Below are 22,869 nucleotides of genomic sequence, written 5' to 3'. Positions count from 1 at the left end.
GCTTTTGTCCGATGGGTGTGCAACGATTGTTGTGTAGCGACTGCTCAACTGAGGAGCCGGATGCGGGAATTCCGCACGTCCGGATCTGTGGGAACCACGGGTGAGCAATCACCCGTGGTCACCCGGCATACCCTCCCCGTGATTCTTCGACCCCGGGCTCGTCCAACGACCGGTTCAGGTCGCGGCTCGCTTCGCTCGCGCGATCTAACCTTATTCGTTCCCAGTACACAGGTTCCCGATGGGCTCGTCCCAGAGAGAGTTGTGGCCTCTGGTTTTGATGTCGGCTACTCAGTTTCGGCACCTCAACGAGGGTTCGTGGTGACTCGCCTTCTCGATTCCTACCTGACGCACCACCTGGATGCGCCTTCTCCCCCGACGCTCACGACCACGGTCTTCAGCCAAGGCCGCTCGGGGGTGGTTTGGAGCCGGCCCCTGTAGGCAGACTCCGGCGGGTCGGTTCCGCCATCGCTTCGGCAGCTTCTCATGCTGCCCGGTCGGCTTCGTGCCGACCAAAACCGCATTGCTGCGGCACACACAACTATGCTGGCAGTGGGGGTGGGTCCGGCCCCGGCTCCGCTACGCTCCGCCGGGGCCGGACCCACGGCCGAGCAAGGGCAGCGTCAAGACGCTGCATGTGACCTAACCAGCACAGCTTAAACTCGGGAGAAAATTGTCCTGGACATGGGGTCCACTTCAGTGTGAAGACGACATGAACGCCCAGCGATCGGTATCTTTAGTCTGCTCGATATAACTGCTCTTATCCGCCATGACACTTGCCAAGGAGACCACTAATGCCAGCCGCGACCGTCAATGAACTGGGGCAGGTCCAGATCCCGCAAAACCTGCGGCAACGACTAGGAATCGGCCAGGGCAGCCGTGTCCGCTTTGACCTGGTCGATGACCACCTAGAAATGCGCGTTGAACCAACCGACGGCGAGGCACCAGCAGCCGGATTTGGCATGCTGAAAAGCAAGCGTCCAGCAGTGCCCGCTGACCTCGATCCCGCCTCGTTGGTTCAATCGTGATCGGGCTCGATACCAATGTGCTCGCACGCTACTACGTGCAAGACGAGAGCGATGCAGAAGCGACCCGCCAGCACGAGATGGCGCGACGGCTGATCGAATCCGGCGAGCCGCTGATGGTCGCCAAGACCGTGCTGCTCGAATTGGAGTGGGTCATGCGGGGTTACTACGGCTTTTCGACAGAGGAGGTGGTCGCAGCTCTGCGCCACCTGATGTCTTTGCCCCAAGTAGTCATCGAACAACGCGAGGCTGTGGAGCCGGCCATCGCAAACTGTCTGTCAGGACTCGATCGATCTAGGGGAGGGGACGGCCTATCCGTTGAAGGGGCCGGCCGACGTGGGGAGCGGCGGCATCAAGGATGAGGCCGTGCCGCTGTCGAGCCTGATCGACCGCCTCAACGAGCGCTTCGGCACCGACTTCAACGAGGCCGATCAGCTGTTCTTCGATCAGATACGCGCCTCTGCAGAACGCAACGAGACCATCAGCGAAGCCGCTCGCGCCAACAACTTCACCAACTTCGCCGCCTATCTGGATCGCACCCTCGACGAGCTGTTCATCGCGCGCATGGAGGGTAACGAGGAGATCTTCAATCGCGTGATGACGGATGACGCCTTTCGCTCTGCGGCGCGCGAGCACTTGGCCCGCGAGATCTTTGAAAGCGTCAGGGAGCTGTAAAGCGTCTGCGCCGCTGATTCTCTGCCTTGTCGATGTACCTCATGGACAAGGGGACTCTACTCTTTGAATGACTAGGCCGCCTGGGCCAGCCAGCTCCGGGCGACCTCCAGCTCGGGGCGCTTGAAGTGTTTGAGCTCGGCCTTCATCAGCGGGTTGAGCATGTTGACATAAGCGGCAATCCAGCCTTGATCAGCAACCACCGCGACATGGGTGACATCGCTCAGGTGCTCGAAGCTGAATTTGACGTCATCCCAGAGCTTGTTCCAGGGGATGGGTGGGGTGTCCAGCTCGCCGACGGTCTCGAGGAGGCGGATACGGCCGTGACGCTCGATGGCGCCCTTGAAGGATGCCAGCGCGTTGTCGAACTCCTGTGCGGTGACGGAGCCCGAGACGGTCATCTCGACGATGTTGCTGTTGGGCTGTTCGTGGACCTCGATCATGGTTGCTTCCTCTTTGGTTAGTGGCTCTAGCTCAAGTGTGTACGGCTCCGGCTCAAGTGGCTCCGGCTCAAGTGGATGCTCGTCGGTTAAGCCTCAGTTGCGCCTCGGTGCTTACCGTCCACCTCGGTGCTCACCGTCCAGGCTCGTGGAATCTGTTCCTGCTTGCCGCGATTGAGCCGATCTGTCGGCTCGGCCGGTACTGCTGCCGGCTTTGCAATCATGATCCAGATCGCGCCCAGCAGCGGCACGATGGCCAAGATCCCCCACCAGGTCCAGCGTCGCGCATCACGCCAGTAATCTGCTGGGATCAGGCCAGTGGTTGCAAAGCGAGTGGCCTGGCGCGCTTGGCGGATCTGCGCTGGGATCAGGATCAGCGCCCAAAGCAGCCCCGAGATGACAAACAGGACTTGACCCCAGAGCAGCCAATGCACGCCGAAGGGATCGAGCCCCGCGACCCAGGCCGCGCCGTAGCCGCCAATCAGGATCAGCACCACACCGCCGAGCGTGAACCACCAGTCGGTCAAGGTGACCAGGCGCTGACCGAAGGCGATCACCGAAGGCTCGCCGGTGCGATCCGCACCCAGCTTCCAGACCAGGGTCACGATGACATTGCCGACCAGCAGTACGACGCCGAAGAGATGAACGGCTTTGCCCTCGCCCTCGTTGCGGATGGGGCCGTCGCGCGTGATCTCGTAGACCAGGCCAACGAATTCGGTGCCGACCGGGTAAGGGCCGCCCTGACGAAATGCTTGGATGCCCGTCTCGTTGAGATAGAAGTGATGGAAGCCATGCAACGGGTCATCGGGGTCATCGATGGCGACGGCATTGATGAACCGATAGCCGTCGAGATCCGCTGGCATTGCGCTGGTGTCGCCTTGCTGAGTCTCAGCCGTGGTGGTCGCAGCGGCGAGCAGGGCGGTGAGTGCGATCAGGTACTGCGTGGTCTTGGATCGGGTCATGATGGTTCCTCCGCGGGGTGAGTGTGCCCTGGCTGTGAGTTTGTCCCGGCTATGTCCGGGCTCGTGCTCAGTGTGCCGGCTTCTTGAGGGCTTCTTGGCGATGGCTTTATCGCTGCGGCTTTAGCCGCTTCAGCCGGGCGAAGCTGCCGAAGTCGTGCCCGATTCTGCAAGATTCTGCAAAGGGTTCAGATCAACCCGCCCGACACCTCGCGTAAGCGGGGCGCAAGCCGGGTGCACACTGATAAGGCGATTGCCGGAAAAGCTCGTACCGAATTGCGCAGGATGTTCGTTTGCCTTCGAGGAGCGTCGCCGGGAGCATAGCCGGGCTATGTGACCGGCGGCGCGACGAAGAAGGCGAGCGAAAAGACCAGCAAGGCGGTATGAGCTTTGACAGAAATCGCCTAAGGCAGGGCGGTCTGGTGCTTGACGGCAAGCTGGTCTGGCTCACAGCTGGACACAAAGCACCAAGCGGAACAGCCCCCTCGCGATGCTTCATTGGGCTTATGAGCCGCGAATGGTTGTTATGCACCGATCATCGCCAATCTGCCCCCAGCGCGGCGGTCTTGGGCTTGGCTGTTGTTGGCATGGATGGACGCAAATCAGGAGCGATTCACGGGTCTTCGAGCAAGCGCGCTAAGGTCGCCTTCAACGTCAGCACCTGCAGTCCTTCAACGGCCTGTCCGTAGAGGTGTCCGAAGTGGGTGCGATCTCCGGTAACGAGGATATCCACCTCCGCGACACAGGCTGCAGCAAGGATTGGCGCATCCTTATCCGGCAGTCCTCGCCGAGCGGCGTTCTCGATTGCAGCGGCGGTTGGCACCGCTGCATCGTCGAGTTGGCCCCTGAGGGCATCGAGTACCACCGTGCGGTGCGGACACTTAAGCGCGATGTTCCGCTGAGCCTCGTCCCAGGCGAATGCCGAGGTCAACAGACGGCAGCGCCCTGCTGCAGCGAGCTCGAAGAGCAGTAACGCAGGGCTGCCGTCCCGATAGGCAGCACTGAACAGGATGTTCGCGTCGAGAAACAAGCGCACGTTAGATTTTCCGACCTAACAATGCGCCCACCTTCGCCTGCAGATCCTCCGGGACCGCGTTCTCGCGCTCGAATTCGGCGACTCGCTGCTCCGAATAGACCTCGACCGGGTAGACGGCGGCCGGCTTCAGCAAGATTGCGCCCTCGGGCGTGGTTTCGACCAGCAGCGGAGTTTCCCCGCTCAGGCCGACCGAGCGCAGGATGGCACGGGGTATGGTTACTTGGCCTTTCTTTCCCAGCTTCACAAGATCCATGCTTACGACCTCTGTACGCTATAGCGTTGACCGATACTGTCTCTGCTGATCTTAATACATATTCCGGTTTCCCGGAATCCGGCGGTTGCCACTTGATGTCGAGTTGCGAAACAGCCCCCTCACAATGTTTCATCGGGCTTATGAGCCGCGAATGGTTGTTATGCACCGATCATCGCCAATCTGCTCCCAGCGCGGCGGTCTTGCGCTTGGCTCTCTGCGCCTGGCTCTCTGCGCCTGAATGGACAAAATAAGCGGCCTCCGGCGCAGCCTCTGTCAAGGCGTCAAACCTGGCATTGTTGATGAATGCCCGCTCGTAGGCAGCATGTCAGGCCATGGATCAGGCTGTCGTCTCCTGAGAGGAATGCTCCTCCTGAGAGGAATGCTTCGCATCCAGCTTGTCAGCTGCGCGTCTGCCATGCGGTAATTCAGCGCTTCGCCCGCTGCTGGCCCTGGCCTGGGCGGGATACGATTGGCCTCCTCGATTACCGGCCTGATTACCAGTGAGGCCCGTGCAGCATCGGCCTGAGCATGGTCAAGGAGAGCGGCGGGCTGACCATCGCCTAGGAGCCCACCGAGGCCGAGTTCGACGGCATGCCGCGCAGCGCCATCGCCAGTGGCTTGGTCGACCTGATCCTGCCGGTGGCGCAGATGCCCGAGCAGATCCTGCGCGTGATCCGCACCCAGCCCAGTGTCGCGGTGGTCGACGAGCTCGCCGAGCAGGCGCAGCGCGAGCGCAAGGTCTTGCAAGCGCTCTTCGGGCAAGTGCGCGCGCGCACCGGCCAGGACTTCTCCCGCTACAAGCCCGCCACCGTGCTGCGGCGCATCCGCCGGCGCATGCAGCTCAATCACATCGAGGACCTGGAGCGCTACCTCGAGCGTCTGCGCCACGACCCCGGCGAGGTGCGCGCGCTCGGCAACGAGCTGCTGATCACCGTCACCCACTTCTTCCGCGACGGCGAGACCTTCGAGCACATCCAGGATCAGGTCATTCCGGCACTGTTCGCGGACAAGGACGCCGGCGACAGCATCCGCGTCTGGTCGGTCGGCTGCGCCACCGGCGAGGAGGCCTACAGCCTGGCGATGCTGCTCCTCGAACAGGCCGGGCGGTTGGAGGCAGCGCCCAAGCTCGAGGTCTTCGCCAGCGACGTGCACGACGGCTCACTCGCGCGCGCCCGCGAGGGCCTCTATCCGGACTCGATTGCCGGCTACGTCTCCGGCGAGCGGCTGCGGCGCTTCTTCTTCTTCAACGAGGACGGCTTCTATCGCGTCCACCCGCAGCTGCGCGAGATCGTCATCTTCGCCAGCCACAACCTGCTCAAGGACCCACCGTTCTCGCATCTGGACCTGATCGTCTGCCGCAACCTGCTGATCTATCTGCAGCGCGAGACCCAGGAGAAGTTCATCGAGCTGTTCCACTATGCGCTGAATCCGAACGGCTGGCTGTGGCTTGGTCCGGCCGAAACCATCGACCGCGCCGGCCTGTTCGAGGTCGAGGACAAGCGCCACGCGCTGCACAAGCGCCGCAACGTCCCGGCGCCGGAGCCCAGCCTACCGGTGTTCCCGAACACCTGGCGCACGACGCTCGCGGACGGTCAGGACGGCGGCCGGTCGGCCGAGCCCGCGTCCAGCTACGGCCTGCTGCACCAGCGCATGGTCGAGCGCTTCGCGCCGCCGAGCGTGCTGGTGGATCAGGATTTGAAGGTCGTGCACTGCTCCGAACACGCCGGGCGCTATCTGCACGTGCCCGGCGGTGAGCCATCGGCCAATCTCTTCAAGCTGATTCGCGAGGCACTGCGCGTGGAGCTGCAGGCAGCGCTGCACCGGGGGCGCGAGCGCGGCCAGCCGCAGCGCACGGCACCGGTCGCGCTCGAGCTCGACGGCGAGCCGCGCCAGGTGCTTATGCAGGTGCGTCCCTCGCAGGACCCCGCGCTCGGTGGCCTGAGCCTGGTGATCTTCGACGAGCTGCCCGCCGGGCAGGCGCCGAGCGCCTTGGAGCCGCCCGCCGAGCCGGCCGAGGGAGACGCCGCCGAGCTCGCGCGCACCCGCGCGCGCTTGCGCGCGGTCATCGAACAGTACGAGGCATCGCAGGAGGAGATGAAGGGCTCCAACGAGGAGCTGCAGTCCGCCAACGAGGAGCTGCGCTCGACCATGGAGGAGCTCGAGACCAGCAAGGAGGAGCTGCAGTCGATGAACGAGGAATTGCAGATGGTCAATCAGGAGAACCGCCACAAGGTCGCCGAGCTCACCCAGCTAAGCTCGGACCTAAACAACCTGATGGCGGCCTCCGACATCGCCACCCTGTTCCTCGATCGGCAGCTGCACATCGTGCGGGTGACCCCGCGCGCCGGCGAGCTATTCAACATCCGCGCCTGCGACCGCGGTCGGCCACTGACCGATCTGCATCGCCTCGTCGCCTACGAGCAGCTCGAGGAGGACGCGCGCACAGTGCTGGAGCGGCTGACCCCCGTACAGCGCGAGATCCCGGGCCAGAACGGGACCTGGTTCCTGACCCGCGTGCTTCCGTACCGCTCGACCAGCGATCAGATCCAGGGCGTGGTGATCACCCTGGTCGACATCACCGAGCACAAGCAGGCCGAGCTGGCGCTGCGCGCGAGCGAGGCGCGCTTCCGGGCGCTGGTCGAGGCCTCGGCGCAGATCGTCTGGACCGCCGATGCCAAGGGCCGGGTGGTCGACGAATCGCCGTCCTGGCGCGCCTTCACCGGTCAGACCGAGGCCGCCCGCCGCGGCGAGGGCTGGCTTGATGCGGTGCACCCGGAGGATCAGGCGCCGGCGCGCGCAGGCTGGCGCCGTTGCGTTCAGGAGGAGGCGCCGCTGGACCTCGAGCTGCGCCTGCACCATGTCAGCGGCGACTGGCGCTGGACCCATCTGCGCGCGGTGCCGCTGCGCAACGACGGCGCCTCCCTCTGCGGCTGGGTCGGCATGTGCACCGACATCACCGAGCGCAAGCGCGCCGAGGCCAAGCTGCTTGCCGAAGACCAGCGCAAGGACGAGTTCCTGGCCGCGCTCGGCCACGAGCTGCGCAATCCGCTCGCACCGCTGCGCACCGCGGTCGATCTGTTTAATCAACGGCTGCCGGCCAACCCCGAGCTGCGCGAGCTGGTGCAGATCCAGGAGCGCCAGCTCAGCTGCCTGACCCGGCTGGTCGATGACCTGTTGGATATGGGGCGAATCAAATCGGGCCGCATCAGCCTGCAGCGCGCCGCTCGACCTGCGCGACCCGGTGGCCGCTGCGACCGACAATCTGCGCGCGGCGATCGCGGCCGCCGGTCAGGTGCTGAGCGTGGAGCAGGCCGAGGTCGCGCTGCCGGTGCAGGGCGACCAGGTGCGCCTGATCCAGGCCGTCACCAACCTATTGCATAACGCCATCAAGTACACCCCGCACGGCGGCGCGATCCAGGTGCGGACCCGTCTGATCGACGGCCAGGCCGAGGTGCGGGTGGGCGACTCCGGTATCGGTCTGGCGCCCGAGCTGATCGATCGCATCTTCGATCTCTTCACTCAGGGACCGCAGCTTCCCGGCCAGGGCAAGAGCGGCCTCGGCCTGGGCCTGACCCTGGTGCGCCGGATCATGGAGCTGCACGGGGGCCGCGCCGAGGCCCGCAGCGACGGCCCCGGCACAGGCAGCGAGTTGATCCTGTGCCTGCCGCGCTCGGCCGAGGCCGCCGCCGCGCTGGCCGAGGCGCGCGCCGATGCCCGTGATGAGGCTGCGTCCCAATCCGAAGCCGAAGCCGAAGCCGAAGCCGAGCCCGGGCTTGAGTCCAATCCCGGGTCGGCGGCCGCCGAGCGCGCTGAGACGGAGGGTGGGGCTTCGGGCACCGGCGGTGCGGTGCACGCTGCGAGCGGCCCAGTTGAGGCGAGGAGCGGCGACAGCACCGGCGGCGCGCGGCGCATCCTGGTGGTCGATGACAACCCGGATATCGTAACCAGCATGACGATGGCCCTGACGGGCGCGGGCCATGCGGTCGAGCAGGCGCACAGCGGCCGCGAGGCGCTGGCGGTGGCCGCGCGCTTCGAACCGGATACGGTGGTGCTCGACATCGGCCTACCGGACATGGACGGTCATGAGGTCGCGCGGGCGCTGCGTGAGCAGCCGCAGACCGCCGAGGCGGTGCTGATCGCGGTCACCGGCTATGGCCAGGCGAGCGACCGCGAGCAAGCCTACGCCGCCGGCTTCGATCATCATCTGCCGAAGCCGGCGCGCATCAAGGACCTGCTCGCGGTGCTGGACAAACGGCGGCAGCCCGGCGCACAGGGCGGGGAGGACGCCGCCGACTAGCGCCAGCCGGCCGAGGCGGTCCGGCGGATGCCGCCGTCTCAGACCAGACCCGTGGTCTCCGCCTCCGGGGTGCTTTCGCTCGGCAGGGTGACGGTGAAGGTCGTGCCCTGCTCGTCGGGGGAGGCGGTCAACTCGATGGTGCCACCGTGGGCCTCAGCGATCTGCCCGGCGATATAGAGACCCAAGCCGAGGCCGGTGGCGTTGCGCTTGTCCTGGGTGACCGCGACGCGGGTGGGCGGGTCGAACCGGTGGCGCTGGGCCTCGTGCGGGATGGCTGGCCCCTGGTTGTAGACCCTGACGACGACCTGCTCGTCCTCGGCCTGCGCCTGCAGTTCGATCGGGAGACCGGAAGAGTCGCAATGCAGGGACTCGTCGACGGCCTCGTTGAACCGGGTCAGCTCGTCCAGAGGGGGCGGTCTGCGATGCTTCGATGCGGTCATTTCTTGTGATGTACGGAATAATACCGTACATTTTGGCGAAGAGTCGGCGTTTCGAGCAAGGTTCGACGATGGGCAAACAGGCAAGATTGGAGGCGCGAGTCAGTCCTGACGTTCACGCCCTTTTGAAGCGGGCGGCGGAGATCGAGGGACGGTCGTTGTCGGATTTCGTGGTCACCGCAGCGCGTCAAGCCGCGGAAAAGACGGTTGTTCAAGCCGACGTGATCACCTTGTCCTATGAGGACCAGTTGCGCTTTGCGCAGGCGCTGATCGATCCGCCGCCTCTCGCGTCCGCCATGGAGCGGGCGATTGATCGCTACAAACGCACGGCGGGGCCGGCTTGAATGCCGTGTCCTTCCGTACTGAGCCACTGGGGAACAGGGCTCGCGATCCGTTCTGCTGCGGGGTCGAGGCGCTCGACCGTTATTTTCACCGCCAGGTCACCCAGGACATCCGCCGCCGCCTAACGGCATGCTACGTCGCGCTCTGCAGCGACTCCGAGCGTATCTGCGGTTTCTACACGCTCTCGGCCTGTCATATCGCCTTACCGGACCTTCCTGCCGAGACAACACGCAAGCTTCCGCCTTATCCCGCCATCCCCGCCGTGCGGGTCGGCCGCCTGGCGGTTGATCAGGAATGTCGAGGCCAGGGGCTCGGCTCTGCAATGCTGGTGGATGCCGCCCGCAGGGTGATCGAGTCGGACATCGCCGCATTCGCTCTGGTCGTCGATGCCAAAGACGACCAGGCCGTCGCCTTCTATGAGCATCATGGGTTCTCCCGTCTCGATCTGGAAGGGGCGGGGCGGGCCTTGTTCATCCCGCTGAAGGGGATAGCGGCGCGGCTCAAGCGCCAGTAACCTGCTTGCTCAGCAAGCGACAAAGCGGTCGCAGCGCCTAGCAACGGGCCGCATCGGCATGGGTGATACAGCAGTTGCGGCCCGCGTTCTTCGCTGCATAAAGGGCGGCGTCGGCCTTGCTGAGGCAGGCGTCGAGCGGACGCTCCCCGCTGTCGGCCATGACGCCGAAGCTCAGGGTGATCTGCAGTGTCCGCTCACCGCATGAGAAAGGCGTTGCGGCCACCACCTGGCGCAGGTCTTCGGCCAGCACCGCGGCGCCTGCGGCGTCGGTGTCCGGCAGCAGCAGCAGGAACTCCTCGCCGCCCCAGCGGCCGACGCGCTCGCTGCGCCGGACCCGCTCGCCCAGGAGCTGCGCGAGACCGGTGAGCACGAGATCGCCGCAGCGATGGCCGTGGTTGTCGTTGACCGGCTTGAAGTGGTCGATATCGGCTATCACCAGCGCGTAAATCAGGCCGGTGCGCTGCGCACGGCGCTTCTCCGCTTCGAGGTGTTCGCACATCGCGCGACGGTTCAGCAGGCCGGTCAAGGGGTCGACCCGGGTCAGTGCCTCGAGGTGCTCGCGGTAGCGCTTCAGGCGCAGGTGGGTTTGGACCCGCGCGGTCAGTTCCTCCGGGAAGAACGGGCGGGTGATGAAGTCGACCCCGCCGGCGGCGAAGGCCCGGGCGATGCTCGCGGCGTCCTTGTGCATCGCGGTAACGAAGATGACCGGGATCTCGGCCTGCTCGGGGGCCGCTTGCAGGCGCTCGCAGATCTGGAAGCCATCGTCCCCGGGCAGCCGGATATCGAGCAGGACCAGATCGGGCTTGGCATGGCGCAGCCGCGCGAACAGCTCGTCGCTGTCACCCGCGAGATCGACCTGAAACCCGGCATCGCGCAGCATGGTCTCGAGGGTGGTGCGATTGTGCTCCTGATCGTCGACCACCAGGATGCGGCTGCCGGCCACCTCCAGGTCGGCGCGCACGGGCCGGCCGGAGCCCGCGAGCGTGCTGATCTCGGTCTGTGATACGAGCGAAGACTCGTCGGCGCGCTCGTCATCGGCAGCCGGCCGGAGCGCGGGGGACGGCGGCTTGCCATGCGGTGTCCGCGCCGCCGGCTCGCGGCCGAGGGCGAGGTCGACCATGACGCCGAGCGGCGAGAGGCCGAACGCCTGCTCGAAGCGCTCGGCACGGCCCTGCGAGAGGCGGGGGGCGATCTCGAGTAGCCAGATCTGTCCGCTGCGCTGGTTGTAGAAGAACTCCAGCTTAAACAACGACTGGTCGAGGCCGATCCGCTTCAGCAGCACGCGCGCGATCGCGAGGACCTGAGGCTCGACCTGCGGTTGCAGCGAGCCGGCCTGGTCGTCGCGGCATACAAAGGACGAATCCGGCCCGCCCAACGCGAGCGCGCTCAGGATCTGGCCCTGCACCTTGCCGTCGTACACATAGCCTTCGAGGGTGCAGCGTGTGCCGCCGACCATCGCCTCGGCTACGCAGCTCTCCTTCATCTGCGCGATCGCGGCTGGGACCTCGAAGTTCTGGAGCAGCCAGCGGAAGGATGTGCTCAGGACCGATTCCTCCTCCCGGATCTGGGCGAGCGCCGAGCGCAGGTCCTGTGGCTGATGGACTGGAAAGATCCGGTCGGAGCGGAATGATTCGAACGACTGGATCCAATACGGCGGCTCCAGCCCGAGCTGCTCGGCGACCTGGTCATCGAACGGGTCGAACGCCTGGAAGCGCGGGACCTGGTCGGGCACCACCGCGGCCTGCTCGCAGCGGCTCCAATAGCTGTGCTCGCACTTGAGCACCGCCTCCAGCGACGCTGAGGGCAGGCCGAAGCGGGCCGCCAGGATCGGCACCAGCACGCTGGCCGGGAAGCCCCAGTCACCGGCGATGCCGTCGACGCTGCCCTGGAAGCCGGCGAGGGTGTTGGCGGCGTCGTGGAGCAGCGCGCGCAGGTCGCAGTGGGCGACGTCGCGGATCGCCTCGACCTCGAGCAGCGGATGGAAGGCGCAGTGCTCCGCTTGCGGTAGCCGCCGGAGCTGCTGCAGCCTGAAGTCGTCAAGGCCGATTACGAACAGGTTCTGCTTACGCATCATCCACCTTCCAGCGACCATATCAGAGGGATGATAAGCGCGATCACCGCGAGCGTCACGAGTGCGAGTCCGGCCAGCGCCCCGTCATCCAGGTGCGCGAGAGCGGGGGATCTTGAACCGATAGGTGGCGTCTGAACGCACCCCGCTCACCAGGCGCTCCAGCCGCGCGGCACCGGCTTGTAGGGCGGATGCCGATGGTTGTTGTGCTCGGCGCGGAACGCACAGAAGGCCTCGGCATCGTCGAAGTGCAGGAACGGATTGGCCCGGCGCTGCTCGCCCATGGTCGAGCTCGCCGAGGCCGCGTAGTGATGGCCGGGCAACAGCGCGGTCTGGTCCGGGATCTCCGCCTTCAGCCGCTGCAAGGACTGGAACATGCGTTCCGGATCGCCTCCGGGCAGGTCGCAGCGGCCGCAGCCGTAGACGAACAGCGTGTCGCCGGTGATCAGCTGGCCGGGCAGCCGGTAGCAGGCCCCGCCTGGCGAATGGCCGGGGGTGGCGAGACAGGTGATCTCGGTGGCGCCGAGCCTGATGCGGTCGCCGTCATGATGCCGGTGTAGCTGCGGCGGCGGCGGGGACGCCCAGATCTCGCTTTGGCGATCTTCCGGGACCGGGGCGCTGATCGCGCTCGATACGGCGCGCCGCCAGAAGTCGGCCTCCTCGGCCAGTACATGGATCACGGGTCGGTGGCCGGGCAGTGCGGTGCGGCCGAGCAGTGCCGCGAGGGCGTTGACATGGTCGTCGTGGCCATGGGTGATGAGAACATCGGTCAGATGCAGCTCCGCCTCGGCGAGCCTGTGCAGGATCGCCGTCGCGTCCCAGGCCGGATCGACCACCGCGGCGCGGCTGCTGGCGCGATCGCCAATGAGATAGACCAGGTTCTGCATCGGGCCGAGCTGCAGCATCCGCACCTGATGGCCGGCGTCGGATGGGTGTCCGTTGGGCGTGGCGCCGCTTGGCGACCGCTGGCGGGCGTCATCCATCGCTCGTGGTCCCAGTCGGGGTTTGGATCTCGGCGAGTAGGTCGACCGTGCGGTGGGCATACATCCCGGTCACCATCGCGGTGAAGAAGATCAGCGCCTCGGGATGACCGCTCACCAGCGCCGTCATGGCGGGACCGGGGCAGAGTCCGACCAAGCCCCAACCGATGCCGAAGAGGCCGGCCCCGAGCAGGAGCCGCTGATCGATGTCGGTGCGGGTCGGGATATGGAACTCGGTATCGAACAGCGGGCTCGAGCGCTGCTTGATCCAGCGGTAGAACAGCAGGTAGACGCCGGCCGAGCCGATCATCACGAGGGCGAGGCTCGGGTCCCAGTCGCCGCCGAGGTCGAGGAATCCGATGACCTTTTGCGGCAATGTCAGGCCCGATATCCCGAGCCCGAGTGCGAACAGGGTGCCGGAGAGGAAGACGACGAGATAGCCGAGCATCAGAACCCCTCCCAGACATGGCGGACCAGCGTGGCGGTTGCGATCCCGAAGCCGACGAAGACCGCGCTCGCGACCAGCGATCGCGGCGCTAGCCGACCGACACCGCAGACCCCATGGCCGCTGGTGCAGCCAGTGCCGATGCGGGTGCCGATGCCGACCAGGAAGCCACCGAGGATGATGGTGGAATCGGAGACATCGAAGCGCAGATCCATCGCCGCCGGATGTCGCAGCAGGATCAGTAAGGCCCCGGTCATGAGTCCGGCCAGGAAGACCGCGCGCCAGAGGGTGTCGCCCTTCTGCGGTCGGAGCACGCCGCCCATGATGCCGCTGATGCCGGCGATGCGGCCGTTAAAGTACAGCAGTGCGATCGCCGCGAAGCCGATGAGCACTCCCCCGAGCGTCGACAGGATCGGCGTGAAGCCTTGCATCTTGAACAACCTCCGGTTGGCGGAACCTCAGTTACTCGCAATTACCTGATGTCAGCTCGAGCAATAAGCGGGCCAGTGCGGGCAAGCGGTCAGGCTGGCAGGAGGTCGGGCTGGCAAGCGTTCAGGCTGGCAGGAGGCCGGGCTAGCAGGAGGTCGGGCCGGCAGGAGGTTGGGCTGCCAGGAGGTTGGGCCGCCGAATTGGGCTGTCTAGAGTTGACTGTCGGCGGGCCGACAGGGGCCGACAGGGGCCGATAGGGGCCGAGCAGGTGGGGCGTGACGATCAGGGTGGTCCGGGGATGGCGTGATTCCCGGCCAGCTCCCCTTGGGTCAAAATCCCCCGCTGATGGTGGATATAAGCAATCGGTGTAGGAGGCAGACCAGTCAGGGAGCCGAGCAGCTCGTGCATCGCGTCAGCAATACCGAGACCCTTTTCCTGCCACCTTTTCCTGCCACCTTTTCCTGCCACCTGATCTTGCCACCTGATGCTGCCACCTGGGCGCTCAACGCTGTAGGAGCCCGCTTGCGGGCGACCAGGCCGCGCTTGCGGCGGCGAAGATCCCCCGCAAGCGGGCTCCTACCCCGCGATCCTTGCGGGCAGCGACAGGCTGTTGGAAGACCGGCATTGATAAGGCGGGTATTGACAAGACCGGCATCGAGAAGGCGGGGGTCGACAAGGCGGGCATCGGGATTGCTTTGGCTAACGCGGCTGATCGGCCGCTGATCGGCCGGCGCTTGCTCGAGTGGGCCGCCGGTGCCGATGAGCCGCTCTCAATATACGAACCGATCCTGAACTCAACCGACACGGAGACCTTCCGATGCCCCGCACTGATTCCGCCCCTGTCCGCCTTCTCAGCAAGACCTCGCTCGCGCTGCCGATGGCCTTGATCGGGGGCGTACTGAGCCTACCGCTCGCTGCTGAGCCGAACGTCGGTGAAAGCATGATGCAGGACCGCGCCGGCAACACCGTCGGCGCCGTGCTCCTGAGCGAGACCCCGAACGGCGTGCTGTTGCACGGACGGTTCGGCGGGCTGCCGGCCGGCGTCCACGCCTTCCATATCCACGAGACCGGCGCCTGCGAGCCGCCGTTCGACTCCGCCGGCGGTCATCTCACCGCTGAGGACGCCAACGCCCACGGCTATCTGCGCGAAGACGGCCCGCACCTGGGCGACATGCCCAACATCCACGTTCCGCAAACGGGGCGGCTCGAGCTCGAAGTCATGACCCGTGTCTCGGACATGGACGCGCAGCTCTTCGACAGCGATGGTGCCGCGCTGGTGATCCATGAGGGCGCCGATGATTATCAGTCCCAGCCCTCGGGCGCCGCCGGGCCACGCATCGCCTGCGGCCCGATCGAGAAGCGTAAGGATTGATCAAGCATCAGCCACCGCCGCCGATCGACGAACGATCGACCGACGCCTACCAGCGCTCACTGCAGCTGCTGCATGCCTGCAGGAGCTCGCACGGGTTCGTCGCGTCCTCGACCGAGCGCCACAATTATCGCCGGATCTGGGCGCGGGACGGCGCCATCCTCGCATTGGCGGCGCTGCTCAGCGGCGACTCGCAGCTGCGCGAGACCGCGCGCAAGACCTTCGTGACGCTGGCCGACCACCAGGGTCCGCACGGTGAGATCCCAAGCAACGTCGACCCTGTCGCCCGGCGCGTCAGCTATGGCGGCACGGCCGGGCGGATCGACGCCAATCTCTGGTTCCTGATCGGCTGCGGCGAGTATTGGCGTGCGACCGGCGATGAGGGCTTCCTGAATCGCTTGGTGCCCGTGATTGAGAAGGTCCGGTTCCTGCTCGGCGCCTGGGAATTCAACAACCGTGGGTTGCTCTATGTCCCGCTCACCGGGGACTGGGCGGATGAGTATCTGCATAATGGCTATGTGCTTTACGACCAACTGCTCTATCTCCAGGCACAGCAGACATTGGCCAGGGTCCATGAGTCGGTGCACGGTTCAGCCGACCACGCGCTGGTGGACCGGATCAGCCGGCTGCGGCACCTGATTCGCAGCAACTATTGGTTCGCGGCGGACGACGACGGCAGTCTGCCGGACGACCTCTATCATGAGGTCCTCTACCGCAAGGGGCTCAAGGCCGCGACCCATTGCCGCGACCGCCATTGGATGGCGTCGTTCTCGCCGGCCGGTTATAGCTACCGTTTCGACTCGTTGGCCAATGTGCTGGCGTCGTTGCTCGACGTCGCCGACGACACCCAGCGGCGGCGGGTGGATGAATACATCGCCGATGATATTGCCCAGGAGATCGACCAGAAGCAGGAGATCGACCAGAAGATTGACCAGAAGATTGACCAGGACAGCGACCAGAAAAAGGACCGCAAGGACCAGCACAGAGATCAAAACCGCGACCAGAAAGGCGACCAGGGCTGGCGCGGCAGCGGGGCAGCCTTGCTGCCGGCATTCCATCCGGTCATCCGTCCCGTCGACGACGACTGGGAGGACCTGCAGATGATGTTCTCGTACAGCTTCAAGAACGCGCCTTACGAGTACCACAACGGCGGGCTCTGGCCGATGGTGACGGCCTTCTACGTCTGCGACCTGGCGCGGCGCGGTCTGCAGCACGAGGCGCGACGGTTTCTCGATGGCATCAACTGCGCCAATGCGCTGCCGATGGACGGAGAGCCCTGGGGCTTCGCTGAGTACATCCACGGCCGCGACCTGACACCCGGCGGCACACGCCATCAGGGCTGGAGCGCGGCCGCCGCGATCATTGGCCAGCATGCGCTCGATGGGCAGGCGCCGTTCTGTCTCGAACTGGTCGAAGGGGCTAGCGCTTAGAGGCCCGACCAAGATGCCCGGCTAGCCTGCACAAGCTGCTGATTTGCTAGGCCGTAGAGGGCATTTTGTTAGGGCTTCTTAGAATCATAATGCAAGCCACCATCAGGACTGCTCATAGGCAGGGACGCCGGGGGGTGCTCCGCTCGTTGCAGTCGCTTCCGCGGTGCCCAGACGCGAGTCGCCGCGTGCGGGTGCCCGCAATGCTAGCGTCAGCACCGCGGCGCCGAGGCAGAGGAGCCCGGCAGCGAGGAAGGCGGCATCGTACTCCCCGAGCTGAAAGACGCGGGTGGTGAGCACCCCGCCCGCATCCAGCGCTTGATACTCGACGCCCCCGGCGGTCTCCAGCAGCACCGCGGCCAGGAACGGACCGAGCAGGCCGCCGCTGCCGTAGGCGGTGAACAGCAGGCCGTAGTTCACACCGATGTGGCGGGTGCCGTAGTAGTCGGCCGTGATCGCCGGGTAGAGCGCCAGATACCCGCCGAAGCAGAGCGCGACCAGCGAGACCCCGAGCAGATACAACGGGTAGAGGCGCATCCAATCGAGTGCGAACAGGACCAGCGCGCAGAGCACGAACATCAGGATCAAGGTCTGCTTGCGACCGATGGTGTCAGACACCCGTCCCCAGAGGATGCGCCCGGCCGCGTTGAACAGGGCGAGCACTGCCACCGCCATCGCGGCGGCGGAGGCGATGGTGGCGAAGCGCTCGTAGGAGACCGGCACCTCGGCGACGGCCGAGAGGCTGAAGGCCTCCCAGATCGGGGCCGCCTTCATGATCACCATGAGCCCGGCCGTGCTGCCAGCGAGATAGGTCACCCACAGCAGCCAGAATGTCGGGGTGCGCAGCATTTCGCCGGGCGAGAAATCGGTCTGGGACGGGGTCGGGCTGGTGGCTGCCGGCGGCGTCCAGCCCTCCGGACAATAGCCCGCCGGCGGATTGCGCAGGAGCTGAGCGCCCAGCACAACGGCGGTCAGGAAGATGACGCCAAGCACCATGAAGGTGTCGAAGACGCCGGCCTGGGGCAGCGGGAAGAGGGCGATCCCGAACAGCTCGTAGTCGCCGCCGCCGATCAGCGCCCGCGCCAAGGGCGCGAAGAAGAAGGCGCCGGCGCCGAAGCCGGCGACCGCCAGGCCGGTGATGAGCCCGCGCTTGTCCGGGAACCATTTCACGCAGGTCGCGACCGGGCACACATAAGCCATGCCGATGCCGAGGCCGCCGAGCACCGCATAGGTGCCGACCAGCCAAGCCAGTGCCGGACCCTCAGCGAAATCGTTGGTCAGCCCGGCAAGTATGAGCCCGAGCCCGAGGATCAGCCCGCCGACGGTGCCGACGAGGCGTGGCCCGAGCCGATCCTGGAGGCGCCCGCCGAGGATCACGGCGACCGCGAACACGGCGATGACGAGCTGGGCCGGCAGCGTCACCTGGGTCTCGGACCAGCCTGGGAACTGGGCCAGCAGCGGCGTCTGAAACACGCTCCAGATGTAGACGGCGCCCAGGCTCATCTGAATGATCAGCGCGCCGGCGACGACCACCCAACGGTTGTCGCCCGGTCTTGTTGTCATGCGGTGTCCCCCTGTCGTGATTGGTCCGAGGCGCATTGGCTCTGCTGCGATTGCAGGGTCTGCGCGCCGGGTGCGGGATAAGGCACGAGCAGTTCGTAATCGACCAGTGCCCAGAGCGTCCGGCCGCGGCGACGGACCAGCCGGCCCGGTTCCGCATCCGGGCGCACGATGACATGCCGCGCCTTATGATCGAGCACGTCCCAGCCGCGCTCACGCATCGCGTCCCGTGCTTCCTGGTAGAGCGCTCGCAGCTCGGAACGCGTCAGATAGCCCTGCTGACAGGCGGTCTCGGCATCGATACCGTCGATCCAGCGATAGAGCAGCACGTAGAGCCGTTCCCAGTCGTAGGCCACGCGTGCGTCCTCGGGCTGCTCGGCCTGATCCTCGGCGAGGACGCGATCGTACCACCAGCGACGGTGATCGATGCGGCCGAGCTGCCAGTCGAGATAGCGGGTGGCGGGGGAGTAGATCGCGAGCGGCGCCTTGGTCGGGATCTGCACGCCGGCAGCGGCGCGCAAGTGCTCCAGGTTCGCGATCTCCTCGAACGGGGAGAGGAACTCGCTCACGGCCATCCGATCGCGCTCGGCCCAATCCAGCGGCTCGTCCGGCTCGATCGAGACCAGTGCCTCCTGAGCGAAGCGACTGAACTTGACCACCAAGGCGAAACAGGAGCGTGCCTTGTGCGGGACCGGCACCCGATAGACCGCACCGGTCGCCCCGGCAAGCTGGCGGCCGACCTTGCGCAGCCGGTCGCCGACGAACCATTGGGACGGGACGATCGACTCCAGCACCGGCCATCCATGGCGGGTCACATAGAGGTCGCCCGACTGCTTGCCGCGCAGATGCAGATAATCGACCCCAAGGACACGTCGCCTCAGGGTCTCGGGTGCGTTATCGAAGGTGCGGGGCTGGTGCCGGTTCAGCCTGAAATCGAACTGCTCCAACCAGACGCCCCTCAGGTCTCGTCCGGCTCCAGGAAGGGCAGATCGAGCAACCGCTGGTAGTCCTCGAGGCTGCCGCCTTCGAGGCAGCACTCGATGATCCGCTGCCCGGTCGGCAGCAGGTCCGGCCCGAGGAAGGCCTTGAGCTCGCGGTGAAAGAACTCGGTCAGGATCGCGGCGCCCTGGTCATAGGCTTGCGGGCCGACCTCGGGCTGGTGCTCGACCTCGAAGAACCAGTTCCCGATCGTGCTGCCCTCCATCATGATGCTGCCGGGGTTGTAGCCCAGCAGCGGACAGCGCGACGGGCGCATCCGGTTGGCGGCAAAACGGGCGCCGCCGCGACGCGCGAAATACTCGCGGGCGATCCACTGCGGCATGAACCCGACCTCCCAGACGCCGATGTGCTGGTTCGGGATCAGCACGTAGCGGACCTCGGGCGTCTCGATGATCTGGTTCAGCAGCAGGTTGGCGTGATCGACCATGCGGCCGGTTGCGAAGGGCCAGTAGGAGCCGACGCCTTCGGAGGTCATGCCGGCGGTCTCGACGATGCTGGGGTTGGCGTGGCCGCGAGGGGCCACCAGCCGCCAGAGCCAGGCCAGCGCCGGCGGCAGCAGATGGAACAGGCCAACGATGCCGTAGGTGGGCCGCTCGGCGGAGCAGGGTGGGGTGCGCACGCCCATGCTGCGGACGTCCACATCGACGGCCCCGCGCACCACGTCGGGGATGATCTTGCGCGGGATGACCACGCGCGGGTTCGGGCAGGGCTCCCCCGGGGCATCCTCGATGTGCTCCCAGAGCAGCGTCGTCGCGCCGGGGCGGCCCTCGATGTTGAGGAACAGCAGCGGCTCGGGCGGGTGGACCGTCAGCGCTTCGAGATGGGGATCGGTGCCGTAGCGGTCGATATGGTTACAGCGCACGAACCAGGCCTCTTCGGCATCGATCAGCGTGAGCTTGCCGTTGCCCTTCTCAAGCGACGGATGACAGAGGGCCATGTCGTCGGTCACCGGACGCAGGTCGCAGCCCTTGGGCAGGGTGAATTTGCGCTTCTCACCGGTCTCGAGGTTACGGCCGATCAATAGGGTGCCATCGGGGCGGCGATGCGCGTACTCGAGCATCTCGCTCTTGCCGCCGCCGCTGGCGCCCTCGTGCGAGATCACCACCTTGTTCTCGTAGGGCGTGACCACCTGCACCGTCGCGCAGTGCATGGTGACCCAACGCTCTTCCTCGCCGATGTTGAGCAGCACGCCATAGACGCCCTTCTTGGCGCTCGGGCCGGGGTAGAGGTTGTAGCTGAAGACCTCGTGCAGACTGTCGCGACGGTTGTGGACCACGACCTGACGGCCTTCGAAATGGGTGTGCCGAAACGGCGGTGCGACATAGATGACGGCCTTAGGCTGGAAGTCGTCCGGTAGGTCCTCGACCGGCACGATGCCTTGCAGCAACGCGAGTCCGAGCGCGAAGAAACCGGCATTGTCCGGGGCAATCACCAGCGCCTGGGTCGCCGGGCTCGGCAAGCCGGCATAGAAGGCGAAGACCGCGAGCCGCTGGGTCTTCAGCCACTCGAAGGTCTCCTCGCGCACCGGATCGAAAGCTGCCCCAAAGCGCTCGACATAGGTGGTCTTGTCGGTCGGGCGATCATCGCCGATCACCATGCAATCGGGGTCGCGCCGACGCATATAGGGCTCGATGTAGTTCGCCGAGATGCCATTGCGGGTTTGGCACACATTGGCCTCGACGACGCGGCCAATCCCCGGTACCTCGTAGTCGACCTCATGGATTCCGTCGTCGCGCGCATCACGCACGGCGAGGGCAATGAGGTCCTCGTGCGACCCGGCCAGGGTGACGCTCGGAGCGGCCGAGAGCAGTGATCGCGTCTCGGGCGGCAGGGGCAGATCAAGCAGCCGGCGCGCCTGAGGCGTCATCGACGCAGACCAGTTCGGGTGCGGTGGCGGTAGATCAGAAGGCGACATAGTTGGGCTCCAAGGTGGACGCAGGCACGATCGGAACAAGGCAAGGTGGCGGGCCGCAGTCCCCGGAAGACCAGCCCATGCTGGGCTGCCGTTGAACGGCGGTCCCGGTCGCGTCTCTGAAAGGTGGGCTAGTCCCGATCATATCGATCGGCGTCGCCCGGTGAGGCGTCAAGTACTTCGACAAAGTCTTCCAAAGCTTCGTATTTCTCGATGTGTTGCTCAGCACCAACACGTAGTGCCTTCGTTAGCCGCGCGGTGTGCGGTTTGCCATAGTAGATCGGCGCCCGCCAGGCGACCCCTTCCTCCTCGAGGGACGTCGGCGCCGGACCCAGGTCGGATACAGGCGATCCCGAGCCGCTGGCGCTTGAGCGTACCTGTGCCGCCGCTTCAGGCGTGCGCCATCACGGAGCTGGACCGATGCCGAGGTGGTCGCGGAGTCGCCCGAGGACCTCGGCGCGCACGGCGTCGCCGATGCACCCGAGCCGGGTCGCGTCCCTGGTCTCGATGGTGGCGATCTTGGCGGTGCGGATCACGGACGGGGCGGGCAGCCCGGTGCCGGACAGATCGTCGAGCACGACATCACCGGGCCAGCCGCGGTTCTGCGCGCTGGTGATCATCAGCACCCAGATGAGGTGGAAGCCGGTGGCATTGCCATCTGTGACAGCGCCCGCGGAAATGACGAGTGCCGGGCGCGATTGACGTGTCGGGCGGCTGGTGTACGGGAACGGCACCTTGACGACATCACCCTGGATGAACGTCGGCATCGGCTCAAAGCTCTGCGTAAGCCTCTGCGTCTGCGTTCGAGTGCCATTCGTCGAAGGTGCGGAAGGGGTCGTCCATGGTTTCATTGGCCCGCTTGGTCAGGATCACCCGACCCGCTTCCAGCCGGTATTCCAGCTCGTCGCCCTCGTGCAGATTCAACGCGGCGCGGACGGCCTGCGGAATGGTCGTCTGCGCCTTGCTCGTTAGTTTGCTCGTAATCACGACATCGCTCCGGTAAGGAAAGTCCTTGTCGACGGTACCTGCGGCTTGCGGCCGGGTCAATGCCCCCACTCGCTGGACGCCCTAACCCGCACAAACACTGGAGGTGCTCGAGGGCCAAGAATGCCTGGCCTGGATCACCATGCCCCACCGGTCTGGGCGTCGAGCATCTCCCCGTGCAACGGGGACCGCCAAGCGCAATGACCCAGATCGCGGCGTGACGGGGGGTTGTGATGGCTGGTTCTAGCATGGTCTTTCCACGTCTTACCAAGGACCTGGAAAAGGGATACTGCGCGGTTGTCGACGAAGGGCCAGATCGTGATCCGGAGTGAGCTGCGGGCGCGCCACCACTGTGGGCCCGGCCCCGAACTCATCATCGCGGATCACGGCGATGCCCTGATATTGCGCGCCGCCAAGCCTTTTGCCCCACCCGGGTCTGGGACGGGCTCGGTTGCACGGGGTACGGAGACAACACCCGCCTCAAAGCCTCCCTCAACCGCCATGTTGACTATGACGAGACCATCCGGGTTCGCGCGCCTCGCACGCCCTATCGGACGCCCAAATCGGCTCCCGGCGGATTGGTCATTGCTGCGTCATCGACGGCGTGATCGAGCCGGTCGAGGAGGCCGATGACGGCCTGCAATCCGTACGCTTTCGCGCCGCCGCTGACCTGACGCCGGAGGCCGTCGCCACCATCACCGAACAGGTGCGCATGAGGTAGGGG

The 22,869-nt window shown here is 65.9% G+C and carries 23 protein-coding genes; 9 read left to right on the top strand and 14 right to left on the bottom strand.

Going from position 1 to position 22,869, the window contains the following annotated elements:
* The first annotated feature begins 791 nt into the window (after positions 1-791).
* Genes CKO40_RS15320 through CKO40_RS15310 form a run of 3 tightly spaced genes read left to right on the top strand, consistent with a single transcriptional unit; the run spans position 792 to position 1,697 of the window.
* A complete protein-coding gene (locus CKO40_RS15320; protein WP_200347149.1) occupies positions 792-1,025 on the top strand; it encodes an AbrB/MazE/SpoVT family DNA-binding domain-containing protein in 234 nt (77 codons plus the stop codon).
* Positions 1,022-1,384, top strand: a complete 363-nt coding sequence (locus CKO40_RS15315; protein ID WP_200347147.1) for a type II toxin-antitoxin system VapC family toxin — start codon at positions 1,022-1,024, stop codon at positions 1,382-1,384. Before CKO40_RS15320 ends, CKO40_RS15315 begins: the two co-directional genes overlap by 4 nt.
* Before the next feature lie 4 nt (positions 1,385-1,388).
* On the top strand, positions 1,389-1,697 hold the full coding sequence (locus tag CKO40_RS15310; protein WP_242477078.1) for a hypothetical protein: 309 nt from the start codon (positions 1,389-1,391) through the stop codon (positions 1,695-1,697).
* Between the two features lie 71 nt (positions 1,698-1,768).
* Here CKO40_RS15310 and CKO40_RS15305 read toward each other — a convergent pair whose 3' ends face one another.
* From CKO40_RS15305 to CKO40_RS15290, 4 genes are all read right to left on the bottom strand, one after another.
* Positions 1,769-2,137 carry a SpoIIAA family protein gene (locus CKO40_RS15305; RefSeq protein ID WP_200347145.1) on the bottom strand — a complete coding sequence of 123 codons (369 nt, stop codon included), beginning with the start codon at positions 2,135-2,137 and terminating at the stop codon, positions 1,769-1,771.
* 86 nt (positions 2,138-2,223) lie between these two features.
* Positions 2,224-3,096: a DUF2269 family protein gene (locus CKO40_RS15300; RefSeq protein WP_242477077.1), complete on the bottom strand. Its 873-nt coding sequence runs from the start codon at positions 3,094-3,096 to the stop codon at positions 2,224-2,226.
* Positions 3,097-3,706: 610 nt separating this feature from the next.
* A complete protein-coding gene (locus CKO40_RS15295; protein WP_200347143.1) occupies positions 3,707-4,129 on the bottom strand; it encodes a PIN domain-containing protein in 423 nt (140 codons plus the stop codon).
* 1 nt (position 4,130) lies between these two features.
* Positions 4,131-4,382: an AbrB/MazE/SpoVT family DNA-binding domain-containing protein gene (locus CKO40_RS15290; RefSeq protein ID WP_200347141.1), complete on the bottom strand. Its 252-nt coding sequence runs from the start codon at positions 4,380-4,382 to the stop codon at positions 4,131-4,133.
* Positions 4,383-4,973: 591 nt separating this feature from the next.
* On the opposite strand from CKO40_RS15290, the gene CKO40_RS24435 reads away from it, so the two are divergent.
* Complete coding sequence (locus CKO40_RS24435; protein ID WP_242477076.1) at positions 4,974-7,763, top strand: CheR family methyltransferase; 2,790 nt, start codon at positions 4,974-4,976, stop codon at positions 7,761-7,763.
* Positions 7,675-8,679: a hybrid sensor histidine kinase/response regulator gene (locus CKO40_RS15270; protein ID WP_338074192.1), complete on the top strand. Its 1,005-nt coding sequence runs from the start codon at positions 7,675-7,677 to the stop codon at positions 8,677-8,679. Before CKO40_RS24435 ends, CKO40_RS15270 begins: the two co-directional genes overlap by 89 nt.
* A 38-nt stretch (positions 8,680-8,717) precedes the next feature.
* On the opposite strand, the gene CKO40_RS15265 is transcribed toward CKO40_RS15270, so the two are convergent.
* Positions 8,718-9,119, bottom strand: a complete 402-nt coding sequence (locus tag CKO40_RS15265) for a sensor histidine kinase (protein ID WP_200347137.1) — start codon at positions 9,117-9,119, stop codon at positions 8,718-8,720.
* A 68-nt stretch (positions 9,120-9,187) separates the two neighbouring features.
* Here CKO40_RS15265 and CKO40_RS15260 point away from each other — a divergent pair, with 68 nt between their 5' ends.
* Both CKO40_RS15260 and CKO40_RS15255 read left to right on the top strand, forming a co-directional pair.
* Positions 9,188-9,460, top strand: a complete 273-nt coding sequence (locus CKO40_RS15260; protein ID WP_200347135.1) for a type II toxin-antitoxin system TacA family antitoxin — start codon at positions 9,188-9,190, stop codon at positions 9,458-9,460.
* A 5-nt stretch (positions 9,461-9,465) separates the two neighbouring features.
* Entirely contained in the window at positions 9,466-9,972 is a 507-nt protein-coding gene (locus CKO40_RS15255; protein ID WP_200347133.1) for a GNAT family N-acetyltransferase, read from the top strand.
* Positions 9,973-10,009: 37 nt separating this feature from the next.
* Here CKO40_RS15255 and CKO40_RS15250 read toward each other — a convergent pair whose 3' ends face one another.
* The 4 genes from CKO40_RS15250 to CKO40_RS15235 form a co-directional block, all read right to left on the bottom strand.
* Positions 10,010-12,043 carry a diguanylate cyclase gene (locus CKO40_RS15250; protein ID WP_200347131.1) on the bottom strand — a complete coding sequence of 678 codons (2,034 nt, stop codon included), beginning with the start codon at positions 12,041-12,043 and terminating at the stop codon, positions 10,010-10,012.
* A gap of 146 nt (positions 12,044-12,189) precedes the next feature.
* Complete coding sequence (locus CKO40_RS15245) at positions 12,190-13,023, bottom strand: MBL fold metallo-hydrolase (protein WP_200347128.1); 834 nt, start codon at positions 13,021-13,023, stop codon at positions 12,190-12,192.
* Positions 13,016-13,468, bottom strand: coding sequence for a DUF6691 family protein (locus CKO40_RS15240; RefSeq protein ID WP_200347127.1), 453 nt, complete (start codon positions 13,466-13,468; stop codon positions 13,016-13,018). Before CKO40_RS15240 ends, CKO40_RS15245 begins: the two co-directional genes overlap by 8 nt.
* Entirely contained in the window at positions 13,468-13,896 is a 429-nt protein-coding gene (locus CKO40_RS15235) for a YeeE/YedE family protein (RefSeq protein WP_200347125.1), read from the bottom strand. Before CKO40_RS15235 ends, CKO40_RS15240 begins: the two co-directional genes overlap by 1 nt.
* Before the next feature lie 815 nt (positions 13,897-14,711).
* On the opposite strand from CKO40_RS15235, the gene CKO40_RS15230 reads away from it, so the two are divergent.
* Both CKO40_RS15230 and CKO40_RS24430 read left to right on the top strand, forming a co-directional pair.
* Positions 14,712-15,266: a superoxide dismutase family protein gene (locus tag CKO40_RS15230; RefSeq protein ID WP_200347123.1), complete on the top strand. Its 555-nt coding sequence runs from the start codon at positions 14,712-14,714 to the stop codon at positions 15,264-15,266.
* A complete protein-coding gene (locus CKO40_RS24430) occupies positions 15,263-16,693 on the top strand; it encodes an amylo-alpha-1,6-glucosidase (protein WP_242477075.1) in 1,431 nt (476 codons plus the stop codon). Before CKO40_RS15230 ends, CKO40_RS24430 begins: the two co-directional genes overlap by 4 nt.
* Before the next feature lie 102 nt (positions 16,694-16,795).
* Here the strand turns inward: CKO40_RS24430 and CKO40_RS15220 are convergent, their stop codons facing one another.
* From CKO40_RS15220 to CKO40_RS15200, 5 genes are all read right to left on the bottom strand, one after another.
* A complete protein-coding gene (locus tag CKO40_RS15220) occupies positions 16,796-18,253 on the bottom strand; it encodes an L-lactate MFS transporter (protein ID WP_200347121.1) in 1,458 nt (485 codons plus the stop codon).
* Positions 18,250-19,197, bottom strand: a complete 948-nt coding sequence (locus CKO40_RS15215) for a hypothetical protein (RefSeq protein WP_200347119.1) — start codon at positions 19,195-19,197, stop codon at positions 18,250-18,252. The genes CKO40_RS15220 and CKO40_RS15215 overlap by 4 nt, the downstream gene beginning before the upstream one ends.
* 11 nt (positions 19,198-19,208) lie before the next feature.
* A complete protein-coding gene (locus tag CKO40_RS15210; protein WP_200347117.1) occupies positions 19,209-21,164 on the bottom strand; it encodes a DUF4914 family protein in 1,956 nt (651 codons plus the stop codon).
* A gap of 401 nt (positions 21,165-21,565) precedes the next feature.
* Entirely contained in the window at positions 21,566-21,928 is a 363-nt protein-coding gene (locus CKO40_RS15205) for a type II toxin-antitoxin system PemK/MazF family toxin (RefSeq protein ID WP_200347115.1), read from the bottom strand.
* A gap of 4 nt (positions 21,929-21,932) precedes the next feature.
* Positions 21,933-22,208, bottom strand: a complete 276-nt coding sequence (locus CKO40_RS15200; protein ID WP_207173670.1) for an AbrB/MazE/SpoVT family DNA-binding domain-containing protein — start codon at positions 22,206-22,208, stop codon at positions 21,933-21,935.
* Positions 22,209-22,869: the final 661 nt, after the last annotated feature.

The organism is Halochromatium glycolicum (assembly GCF_016584085.1).
GTDB classification, from domain to species: domain Bacteria; phylum Pseudomonadota; class Gammaproteobacteria; order Chromatiales; family Chromatiaceae; genus Lamprobacter; species Lamprobacter glycolicus.
This window is presented reverse-complemented; position numbering and strand designations above follow the sequence as displayed.